The sequence below is a fragment of the Flavobacterium tructae genome (assembly GCF_001853485.1).
Taxonomy (GTDB): Bacteria; Bacteroidota; Bacteroidia; order Flavobacteriales; family Flavobacteriaceae; genus Flavobacterium; species Flavobacterium tructae.
Genome location: NZ_MIKE01000027.1, coordinates 1 through 12,714, shown reverse-complemented (window position 1 = coordinate 12,714; position 12,714 = coordinate 1). Strand labels below are relative to the sequence as shown.

The window sequence follows — 12,714 nt, the reverse complement described above, 5'->3', positions numbered from 1 at the left end:
GCCGTAGAAAATGTAAAATACAAACGGGGAATATCAAAAATGTTCAGGATATGTAAACTAGCCGACATTAGTAGACTGTAAGAGTTCATAATTTCGATTTATTAAACGATATCACATGAGAACACTATTTTCTTTTATAGCTATTTTAATACTCTTCGGATGTGAATCTGAAGGAGAACTGACGCGCGAAAAAATTGGTTCAATGGTAGTTTCTTCAGAAGCAATTTTGCTTTCTACAGGAACTTTTGAAGCTGAGGGAGGCAATACCGTTACCGGTTCGGCCCAAATTCACAAAGACGGGGATCTGTACAAATTATCACTTAAAGATTTTAGTATTTCCAGTGGGCCTGATCTTAAGGTTTATCTTTCTAAAACCAATCGACCGGAAAGTTTTGTAAATCTGGGAAGTTTAGGAACAGGAAATTCACAGACCTATACGATTCCGCCAGGAGTAAATTTAGCGGCCTATCCTTATGTATTAATTCATTGTCAGCAATTCAATCATCTTTTTGCTACTGCTGCTTTAAAATCCAACTCATTATGAAAATTAATTTTTTGATAGTTTTAGCCACGTTTTTTATATTCGATTATAGTAAAGCACAAGGCTGCAGTGACGCCGGTATTTGTAGTATTGGGGGAGCATTTCACGAAAATGATGACAAGAAGAATAATCATATCGAATTTGGAACTGTTCTGGGGAAAGGCGATGTAGATGTGAAATATTTGTCGGGTTATATTGCTTACACCAGAAGTTTTAATGAAAAGTGGTCGGGAAATGTAAAAGTGACTTCTCAGTATGCCAATGGAAGTTTCGGAGGAAGGGGCTCGGTTGGAGATGCTTTTTTAACGGCAAACTATACTCCGGTTACGACAAATTTGTACAAATGGAGTTTTACTTCGGGGATTAAAGTTCCGTTTAACCAAAGTAATCTCAAAATAAACGATCATCCGCTTCCAATGGATTACCAAAGCAGTCTTGGAACTTTTGATTTTTTGGGAAGTGTGAATCTGAACTATAAAAACTGGGATTTTAATTCTGCGATACAATTGCCAGTCATTAATATAAACAAGAATTCCTATTTCAGCGAATATTCCGGTACAGATGATTTCGTGACCACCAATTTATTTGAGAGAAAACCGGACGTTCTCTTACGCGGAACCTACACCATAAATACAGCCAATCGTAAATTTTCGTTCAAACCGAATTTGCTTTTCATTTATCATTTAGGGGAAGATACTTATGAAGACATTTACGGACAAAGACAGATGATTAAAGGCTCTGACGGACTTACCATTAATGGAAATCTAATTGCAGGATATCATTTTTCATCCGGAAGCAGTATCGAAGCCTCGGTTGCGACGCCTTTTGTAGTGAGAGAAGTGAGACCGGACGGACTTACACGGGCATGGACAGCAGGGGTGAGCTATAAAGTGCGTTTTTAAAAAAAATGGGATGGTGACTCAAGTATAAATAGATTGTGCAGAAATTGTGTCGCACAGAAATTTAATGTGTTAAATAAGTAACGCAAATTTTTTCGTACATCATTTTTAATTATTTTGCGCAAACCATGATCAGATGAACGGAAAAAGAGCTATGCCCGTCCTTAGGCGAAGATGTTTCTAAGTAGGGGAAATACTTATACTCTCAACTGATGTGGAATAATATATTCTTACTTTAAATGCCGAAATCAAAAATGATGAAATCTGTACACGCTCAAATTTTACACTTACTATTATTATTTATTGGAATTGCTTCCATAAATGCTCAAAACTACAAACCTGCTGATGCCTTAATTGGAAATAAAACTCTTAAAAAAGGAGTACTATCCAATGGTATGACGTATTATATTTATCCAACAGCGGTAAATAAAAACACAGCAAGTTATTATATTATTCAAAACGTAGGCTCTATTTTAGAGAATGACAATCAGAAAGGATTGGCACATTTTCTGGAGCACATGGCTTTCAACGGAACTAAAAATTTTCCCGGAAAAGGAATTTTGACGACTCTCGAAAAACAAGGGGCTGTTTTTGGAGATAATATAAATGCTTACACCAGTTTTGATGAGACGGTTTATAATTTTGACAATATTCCATCAACAGATCCTAAAGTAATTGATACTGCATTGCTGATTTTACACGATTGGTCCCATTCATTACTATTGACCAATGAGGAAATTGATGCCGAACGTGGTATTATTGTTGAAGAATGGAGAACCAGGCAAAACGCATCAACCCGCATTTCTAATTTATTCAACCCTTATTTGTACAACCATTCGCTGTATGCAAACCGTGTTGCTATTGGTGATATGGATATTGTAAGACATTTTGATTACGCTTTGCTACGAGATTTTTACAAAGAATGGTACCGTCCCGATTTGCAGGCAATTGCCGTTGTTGGGGATGTAAATGCTGAAGAAATTGAGCAAAAAATAAAAACATTATTTGCTGATATTCCGAAAGCTAAAAATCCGAAGAAACGATTTGAGGTCGCAATTCCGGATCATGAGGAACCTTTTTTTAAGGTAGCGCTAGATAAAGAAATAACAAATTCGACTATATCTTTTAAAATCATTCAAAATGACGCAGGTCAGAGTCAGACTTTTGCTGATCTGAAGCAGTCAATAACGAGGATAATGGCGTTTTCGATGCTCAACGACAGATTGAATGAATTAGCACAGAAAGAAAATTGTCCGTTTAAGAATGCGGAAGCTTATTATTCTAATTTTAGAAGAGTGAATGATGTAATGGGGATGGATATTGCTCCAAAACCAAATAAACAGGCAGAAGCTTTAGCTGTAGTTATGGATGAGTATATACGTGCCGGAAAATTTGGTTTTTCGGAAGGTGAAATTCAAAGAAAAGTAACTTTTATTAGGTCTTTTTACGAAAACTATATCCAATCAGAGAAAGAAGTTTCACATAGCAGTATTGCCAATAGTATACAATCAGATTATCTTTTACATCGACTGTTTACAGATACTAAAAGCGAGTTTGAAATGATACAATCTATTTTGAAAGATATCGATTCAAAAGCTCTTCAGGTCGAATTAACTAGTGGATATACTTCAAAAAACAGGGTAGTGACCGTTGAAGGGATGGAAAATGAAACTAATTTAACAAAAGAGGACGCTTTTGCTATTATTGCCAAATCAGAAAACAATCCTAATTTAAAGCCTTATGCAGATAGTTTTAATGATAAGTCACTGTTGACTGATGTAACGATTGTTCCGGGCAAAATTACTGCTGAAAAGGAAAGTAAAGAAATCGGTGCTACTACTTATATTTTAAGCAATGGCGTAAAGGTGCATTATAAATTTGCAAATAAAAATGTAAATGATGTACAGTTGTATGCGGAAAGTTTCGGGGGGGCGTCCTTATATGATCTCAAAGATCTGCCATCGACATTTGCACTGAACGGTTTGACAGATGCTTCAGGTGTGGGAGCATTCTCTAATATTAATTTGGAAAAAATTCTTTCAGGTAAGGTTGTCGGTACGGGAATAAATGTAGGAGCTTTAAATGAGACGGTTTCGGGTAATGCTAAAGTAAAGGATCTCGAAGCAATGCTGCAATTGGTGCATCTGCGTTTTGTAAAGCCACGTTTCGACAAGGAAATTTATGATATTAAGAAATTAGATCTTCAAAATTATCTTGAAAACAAAGACAAGGATATCAATGCAAAAATGACCGATAGTATCAATGCAATCGTTTACGGAAAAAATAATCCCAGAGTAAGAATTTTGGATCAGCAGTTTATTGATGATTTGTCTTTTGAAAGAATAAAAGCAATTTATAAAGAACGATTTTGTGATGTTTCTAACTTTGAGTTTTTTATTGTAGGTGACGTAATGCCCGAAGTGCTGAAACCTCTATTAGAAAAATACATCGCCAGTATTCCCGGTATAAAAAGAGAAGAAACATTCAAAGACAAAACGCCTGTCTGGAGTTCCAATAAAATTAACAAAGAAGTTTTAATTAAAATGGAAACGCCCAAAAGTACGGTCAATATTCAGTTTGAAAGCGATTTTAAATACACTTCCAAAAATGCTGTTTTGGCGGATATGCTGCGTGACATTTTGACTTTACGCTACACAGAGAATCTTAGAGAAAAAGAAGGAGGAACTTATGGTGTTCAGGTTAGTGCGGCAGCTTCAAGATTTCCAAAAAATACGGTTGCCCTATCGATAAATTTTGATTCAGATCCGATCAAAGTGAACAGCTTACTTCCTATATTGTACGACGAAATTAACAAAATTAAAAAAGGAGTTTTGGTAAAAGAGGACCTTGCGAAAACGAAAAGCAACTACTTGAAATCAAGAGAAGACAGCAAAAATTTCAACAGCTACAGTTTGAGTTTATTATACAATTTTTTTGAGTACAATATAAACATGGATGATCCTGCAGCTTATGTAGATATTGTAAATAGCATCACTGAAAAAGACATTCAGGAGTTTGCTAATGCATTTCTAAACAAAGCCAAGTCTTACGAAATTGTTTTTAAACCGTTGAAGTAGAGGGTATTGGTATAGGAGGGGGACTTTGTTTAAAATGTCATTACCTTTAAAAGGTTATAAAGACTGGGTATATAAAAGAATCACACAGTAGGATTATATTTAATTGCTTTTAAATTATTGCTAAATATCTTGTTAATTTATTAAAAATTGAATTAAAGGCAATTTCTTTAAATTTAAATGGTTTATTTTATTGAATTCATAGCAATGGATTAGGTTGTTATTGATAATTTTGCTGCTGTAAATTTTAAATGGATAGGGGTTGGGTTGTGAAGAGATTTACTAAAAAATGTAAGTTAATTTTATGACCGTAGACAATTGGCCCAAACATATTCAGAAGTCTTTTATTCTTTTTAAGAGTATTTTTTTTGAATTCCTTTCTTTTTTTAGCTTTAGATCCATATTACCTGACAATAAGGTAAAATTAACTAATTCCGTAAAGTATTTCATTCTCGCTTTTTTCTTAGTTTCATTCCATTCTCAGGCTCAGGTTCAGGAAATCACACCCCGAATCAAACTGCTAGGAGAGAAATTAAGAAATTTAGATAATCGCAATCAAACAGACAGTATCAGTTACTTAATTGATAAACATCTCACAAAGCCTGATTTGAGTGTATATGAACTTCAATTGTTGCATTTTTTTAAGGCGAATTACTATAAAATCATCGGTAGATCATCGGATGCGATCATTTCTTTGAATAAATCTATTGCATTGAAAGGTGAAGGAAGAGAATCGTTGAAAACGTATTATAGGAGTCTTTATATATTATCGGATTTATTATTTACTAAAAAAGATTATAAAAAAGCATTTTACTATGCCAATTTATGCCAAAACGAAATTTCTCCAGCTGACAGTCCGAGCAATTATATAGTACTGCATTTAATTATTGGATACTATTATTACATCAATTACGATCACAAGAAAAGTATGGAAGAATTTTTGCTCACAGAACGTGTGGCAAAAAAATATAATCCATGTAAGCTTGCGGAAGTTTATGTTAAAACTGCCCGTGTGTACAGTAGGCAAAATAGAATAGAAAAAGCAAAAAAAGCGATTACCGAAAGTATAAGAGTGGCTGACAGCTGCAATGATTTAGAGAATAAAATTAACGCCTTACGAACCTTAAGAGAAATTATGGTCGAGCAGGGAGAGTTTGAAGCTGCTCATAAAACATTCGAAAGGCTGGATCGATTAGTAGGAATAGAGGATACGAAGATTCGAAACAGCCGAATCGACTCGTTTGAAATTGCGAACAAAATCAAGTTAAAAGAACAGCAGAATACTTACCTGAAAAGAATCAACGATAATAAAGAAGAGCGTCTGCAAAAACAGAAAGTGGCTCTTATTGCTTCGTTAATAGGAATTACTTTATTAATCATATTATTGTATTCGATTGTAGTATTGACCAAAAAGCAACGAATTACCAATGAAACACTAAAACTGCAAAAAGAGCAAATTGAAGTAAAAAATAATGATCTTAAACGTCTTAATTTATTGCATCAAAAGATTTTTACGGTAATCTCCCATGATTTTAAGGAACCAATTACAACCTTAAAAATTTTATTAGAGAAAGAAGAGATACTTAAAAATGAAAATGAGATTGTTTCAACCTACATGAAAGCTATTGGGCAACAATTGGAACAATCGGATGCCATGCTTACCAGTTTACTCGATTGGGCCAAAATGGAACTGATTACCGCACAATCGGGTTATAGCGAGATCATGCTGCACAACCTTATCAGCGCGGCCTGTAAGGAGTTAGGGCATCAGGTAAAGGCTAAGAATATTACAATTGAACTTAAAGTAGCAAAAGGTACAATCATTATTTTTAACTCGGCTGTTTTAAGTATAGTCTTGCGAAACGTTATTAACAATGCCATTAAGTTTAGCTATGCAGACAGTACTATTGTTATTGAATATGATCATCATGAAATAATCGTAACAGATTCGGGGAAAGGAATTGAGCAAAAAAAGATTGACAAATTATTCAAACAGAAAATAAATCCGGGACTAGGCACTAATTTGGAATCGGGGTTTGGAATCGGGCTCTATTTATGTCAGGAATTAATGCTGAAAAACAAAGGAACACTTGCTGTTTTTAACAATGAATCAGCAGGTTGTACTTTCAAAATTATCTTGCCGAAATAGGGAAAACCGCTATTTATTTAACAATTTTTTTGTCGCTAATTTGTACTATGATACATATTGCATTTTTTGAAGACCAACCTATTGTTTGTGGGGGTCTTACTAGTTTTTTTTCAAATCAGAAAGATTTGGAAGTGCTTTTTTACGCGACAAATAAGCAAGATTTATATCTTAAAGTTCAGGAGCATTCAGGATTAGATTTAATTATTGTTGATCTGATTGCAAGTGATGTGCAGGGACTGGAAGTTTATGAATACCTTCATAAAAATCACCCTGATTTGCGAGTAATTGCTTTTACCTCTCTTTCAAGTCCCATATTAGTCGAAAACCTATTGGCTATGGGCGTAAAAGGTTACGTTAATAAAAACCAGGACAGCGAAGATCTTTTAGAAGCTATTAGATTAGTATGGGAAGGCGGAGTTTATCTGCCGGACGACTATGCCTTTTTATCCAAACAGAATAGGGTAGGCACAGCAATTACGCTAACGGCTAAAGAGCTTACGATCATGCAATACATTATTAGAGAATTTACTACAGCCGATATTGCCGGCGAACTAAAACTTTCGGTCAATACGGTCGAAAATCACAGAAAAAACATTTTTAGCAAACTCGATGTGAGTAATGTTGCCGGTATGGTGCGCGAGGCATCAAAACTGGGACATATCAACTAGAGTATAGTGATGATTTAGGTCCCTTCGACTTGAGTCTAATCGCTATAATTTTTGAATATCAAGGGATATTCGAAAAGACTTTGTATGGAATTTTAATTATTTATTATATGGTGAACTTTACTTTTTTTATAACCCGGTTTTTTGTTAGAAGAAGCGCTCTGAAGGAGGGTTTCTTAATCTCTTTTACTTCGCTTGATTTTGATGCTTTTATCCGAAAAAGTAATCGCTTTTCACCCGATACATTTATTAAAAATCTTTTTTTTACTCTCATGCATTCGCTACAACAGCAGGAATTAAAATGGCGTTCAGGTTGTTATCGGGAGATAAATTCTATAGCAGTTACTAATAATCAAAACTATTAAAATGTTGAATAAAATTACATTAAAATTAAGGCAATTACAGCTGACTTTTATACTGTGTTTTCTTTCTCTCTTCAGTGGATGGAATGTCTTTGCTGAAGGGTCTAAGGATTTGTTCCCCAGTGGGGCAACAGGGTACAGGATGTTGATGTCGAGTACCAATAATTCTATTAATACAACGAATACCTGGGGCGTTGCCAATCGGGGAAAAATGTATGTTTATGCTAATGCCGGAGAAGTGTTGTACCTGGGTTCTTCTGCTCAAGGGAAAACTGGTTCAGGTGTTGGAAGAATTATCTTAACCGCACCAAATGGTACTTCTTACAATAGCGGAACAAGTACGACTGTAGGTTTAATTTCTAGTAGAGCACAAGAATTAAATGGCCCTTCAGCATTAGTAGGAGCAGGGGGATATAATGCTTATTCCAGAACTGTAGGTGCTTCTGAAAGTGGAATTTGGATTGTCGAATTTTTGTCAGATTCTCCCAATTTAGCTCCATCTCCTATGCCTGGTGGGAATGCAAATATACAGGCTAATTCAAATTGGACACAAGCTACTAATACTTGTTATATTGTGGCTTGGGATGTAACGGTTGCCGCTTCAGGTGTCGCTAAATCAGGTCGTGTTTACGCGAATGTTTTAACAGGTCACTTAGGAGATGCAACAAATCAGTGGAATTCCAATTTAAAGGTTTTAACATATGACGGATTTCAATACAACATCCAAACCAATGGGGTACGACCTGTTTATTTTAATTTCTTTGTTAATAATAAAGGATTAAGATCGGGTGTTTCGAATAGTGCAGCACCAGTATATACAAGTTCACCGTTGGCTAGAGTTAATAATTATTCAAGCAGCGCAACGGACTATTCTTTTCATAACCCGACTGACTCGGATGATTTGACTAATTTTACGCATAAGATTTTTTATAATACACCGGATCCTTCTATGCCTGCGGAAGCCAATATTTATAATGGTTCAGCAAGTACTACCTGGTTAAATAAGCCCATTATAACCCAAACGATAAGTAATGTAAATTTAAGAGGAGTTGAAGGAAGCTCATCGGGTATGGGAACCGCTCCTCTAGGTGGGTTTGTGACTTTTGACGCGAATACAAATGCCAATTACACCATAGAGATTGATGTTAATAATAATAACTCTATGGCCGATCCTGTAGACAGAATCCTACGCGGTACTGCCGTTGCAGGTTCAAATTCTGTTCGTTGGGATGGTAAGGACAATCAAGGTAACTCTATACCATATGGAGCAAAGGTCAAAGTGGCCGTGATTTTATTTAACGGAGAAGTGCATTTTCCTTACATCGATGCCGAAGATAATCCGCAAGGAATTATTATTACGAGAGTTAACGGATCTAATCCTAATAGTAATATTTATTGGAATGATTCAATTATAACAGGTGATTCAGGAGGTGTAGCCCCTAGTCCGGTGGATGCTTCTTCGCGTACCTTAAATACCAGTAGCGCATCAGGCGCACATAGATGGTCTGGAGGATATGGTAATCTGGGTTTAATAGATACCTGGTCTTACGTGTATACAACGCCACCTACTCCGACAGAGTTTTCGGTTATTCAGAACGCTGCCGATTTGGCGGTAACAAGTATTAGTGATGTGGTAAGTGGTAATGTGGGATCAAATGTTACCTATACAGTTGTTGTTAAGAATATTGGAGGACCAAACGATGTAACCGGTGCAAAATTTAAATTTTCAGATTTAGCCTTAGGTGCAAATTTAGCGGTACAATCTTTTACTTCTTCCTCTACCTTAGGAGGTGCAATTACAGCACAAACAATTACCGGTGGAGTTCTTGATGCTACGGTTGATTTACCCAAAGATGCAACAGTTACCTTTACAATTGTGGTAAAGGTACTAGCCGCGGGGGGAAGTAATCCTATAGTTAAAGCAACGATCATGCGTCCTGCAGATTTAACAGATCCGGACGCTACTGCCGATACACATATTGGTACACCTCCGGTAGACCCGGATGTAGAATGTGACGGAACGCCTAGTGGTGTGGGATGTAATAATGCAAAGACAGATGCCTTAACAGTTATAGATCCTTTGCCATTTCCATCTGCTACCAATTCTTGTTTAGGAGTGTTCTTAAGTGATGTAATTTCCTCTAATCCGCCAACCAGTATCTATAAACCGGCGACTTTTACCGGAGATTTTATTGGTCGTGATAATGCCATTAACTTTGCTGTCGGAGGGAATCTTACCATAACAAATGGTGCCGAATATGAAGGACGTAGTTTTGTATATGGGAATTTTACCATGAACAAAACAAGTGCTTTTAATCTTGGAGTAGCCGGAGTAGGATCTTTTATTGTACCGGATGATAATAAGAATATTTTAACCATAGGAGGTAATTTTGATGCTTCAGCAGCTTCGGGTAATTTAATACTGGGAGGAGAAAGCGGTAATGGTCAAAAGTCCTATGGAACTATAGTTTACAAAGGAACTAAATCTCCAAATGTTAAAATTACGGGAGATGCGGCTAAAGTTATTAATGAAGCTACTTTAGATTTAGCACCTTATAATGATGCGTTCAATGCTTTACAGGTTTCAAGTACGGCCTGGAATCAGTTACCAAGTGATCCAAATGTCACTTTCGCAAATGATGGATTCGGAACGTATACGTTTACGTGTTTAACACCTGCTGTTTCAAAATCGTATGTGATAAACATTCCTAATGTTTTAGCATCAAGACCAAATGGTACCATTAATTTTGTAGGTTTTCCGGATACTGCGAGTTTATTAATTAACGTACCTGGTACCACAACAAATTTTAATATTGCTACATTTCAGTTTAATGGTGTAACTCAGGCAGTAGGTAGTGGGAATAAAGCACCTGCGAATGAAGTAGCGCCTTTTTCACTACGAATTTTATGGAATTTACCTACAGCCACTACTGTTTCTTTAAAAGGAGCTCAGTTTTGGGGAAGTATGGTTATTCCACAACGTACAGGTACGGTTACCAACGAAATGATTGGTATGAACGGTCGTTTTATTGTGGGTGGAAATTTAATTCAAAACATTGGCGGTTCAGAAACACACAATTATCCTTTTAAAGGAGAAATCAGTACCACTGATGCACCAGTCGTTACAACACCAGTAAATTACTGTCAGGATGAAACAGCTACTGCTTTAACAGCAACAGGTTCAAATCTGAAATGGTATACTGCTCAAACAGGTGGCGTTGGAAGTGCAACTGCACCAACTCCTGTAACAACAGCTGTTGGTACTACAACGTATTATGTTAGTCAGACGGTTGGAAATTGCGAGAGTGCCAGAACCGCAATTGATGTTGTAGTAAAAGAAAGACCTGTAAAACCAACAGCAGGAACAGTAACACAACCTACTTGTTCAGTGGCTACGGGAAGTTTTGCGATTTCAAATTATAATGCTGCTTATACGTATTCTGTAAATCCATCAACTGGAGTTACTGTTTCAGGCGCTACAGTAACCGCTCCGGCAGGAACTTATACCGTGACTGCTACATTGGGAACTTGTAGTTCAGTAGTTTCAGATAATGTTGTGATCAATGCACAACCTTCAACCCCTGTAAAACCAACAGCAGGAACAGTAACTCAACCTAATTGTTCAGTGGCTACAGGAAGTTTTGCTATCTCAAATTATAATGCTGCTTATACGTATTCTGTAAATCCATCAACAGGAGTTACTGTTTCAGGCGCTACAGTAACCGCTCCGGCAGGAACTTATACCGTGACTGCTACATTGGGAACTTGTAGTTCAGTAGTTTCAGATAATGTTGTGATCAATGCACAACCGACAACTCCAGTAAAACCAATAGCAGGTACAGTAACTCAACCTACTTGTTCAGTGGCTACAGGAAGTTTTGCTATCTCAAATTATAATGCTGCTTATACGTATTCTGTAAATCCATCTACAGGAGTTACGATTTCAGGCGCTACAGTAACTGCTCCGGCAGGAACCTATACCGTGACTGCTACATTGGGAACTTGTAGTTCAGTAGTTTCAGATAATGTTGTGATCAATGCACAACCTTCAACCCCTGTAAAACCAACAGCAGGAACAGTAACTCAACCTACTTGTTCAGTGGCTACAGGAAGTTTTGCGATTTCAAATTATAATGCTGCTTATACGTATTCTGTAAATCCATCAACAGGAGTTACAGTTTCTGGAGCTACAGTAACTGCTCCGGCAGGAACCTATACCGTGACTGCTACATTGGGAACTTGTAGTTCAGTAGTTTCAGATAATGTTGTGATCAATGCACAACCTTCAACCCCTGTAAAACCAACAGCAGGAACAGTAACTCAACCTACTTGTTCAGTGGCTACAGGAAGCTTTGCGATTTCAAATTATAATGCTGCTTATACGTATTCTGTAAATCCATCAACAGGAGTTACAGTTTCAGGAGCTACAGTAACCGCTCCGGCAGGAACTTATACCGTGACTGCTACACTGGGAACTTGTAGTTCAGTAGTTTCAGATAATGTTGTGATCAATGCACAACCGACAACCCCTGTAAAACCAACAGCAGGAACAGTAACACAACCTACTTGTTCAGTGGCTACAGGAAGTTTTACTATCTCAAATTATAATGCTGCTTATACGTATTCCGTAAATCCATCAACAGGAGTTACTGTTTCAGGCGCTACAGTAACCGCTCCGGCAGGAACTTATACCGTGACTGCTACATTGGGAACTTGTAGTTCAGTAGTTTCAGATAATGTTGTGATCAATGCACAACCGACAACTCCAGTAAAACCAACAGCAGGAACAGTAACACAACCTACTTGTTCAGTGGCTAAAGGAAGTTTTGCGATTTCAAATTATAATGCTGCTTATACATATTCAGTAAATCCATCAACAGGAGTTACAGTTTCAGGCGCTACAGTAACCGCTCCGGCAGGAACTTATACCGTGACTGCTACATTGGGAACTTGTAGTTCAGTAGTTTCAGATAATGTTGTGATCAATGCACAACCGACAACTCCAGTAAAACCAACAGCAGGAA

At 36.8% G+C, this 12,714-nt stretch carries 6 protein-coding genes; all 6 read left to right on the top strand.

Going from position 1 to position 12,714, the window contains the following annotated elements:
* The first annotated feature begins 115 nt into the window (after positions 1–115).
* A complete protein-coding gene (locus BHE19_RS19025; RefSeq protein WP_070908415.1) occupies positions 116–544 on the top strand; it encodes a DM13 domain-containing protein in 429 nt (142 codons plus the stop codon).
* Complete coding sequence (locus BHE19_RS19020; protein ID WP_070908414.1) at positions 541–1,443, top strand: hypothetical protein; 903 nt, start codon at positions 541–543, stop codon at positions 1,441–1,443. The genes BHE19_RS19025 and BHE19_RS19020 overlap by 4 nt, the downstream gene beginning before the upstream one ends.
* Positions 1,444–1,694: 251 nt before the next feature.
* Positions 1,695–4,517, top strand: a complete 2,823-nt coding sequence (locus BHE19_RS19015) for a M16 family metallopeptidase (RefSeq protein ID WP_233431400.1) — start codon at positions 1,695–1,697, stop codon at positions 4,515–4,517.
* Positions 4,518–4,818: 301 nt separating this feature from the next.
* A complete protein-coding gene (locus BHE19_RS19010) occupies positions 4,819–6,663 on the top strand; it encodes an ATP-binding protein (RefSeq protein ID WP_070908412.1) in 1,845 nt (614 codons plus the stop codon).
* A 47-nt stretch (positions 6,664–6,710) separates the two neighbouring features.
* On the top strand, positions 6,711–7,331 hold the full coding sequence (locus tag BHE19_RS19005) for a response regulator transcription factor (RefSeq protein ID WP_123923512.1): 621 nt from the start codon (positions 6,711–6,713) through the stop codon (positions 7,329–7,331).
* A gap of 363 nt (positions 7,332–7,694) precedes the next feature.
* On the top strand, positions 7,695–12,714 hold a 5,020-nt coding region (locus BHE19_RS18995; RefSeq protein ID WP_124020470.1), incomplete at its 3' end, for a choice-of-anchor A family protein.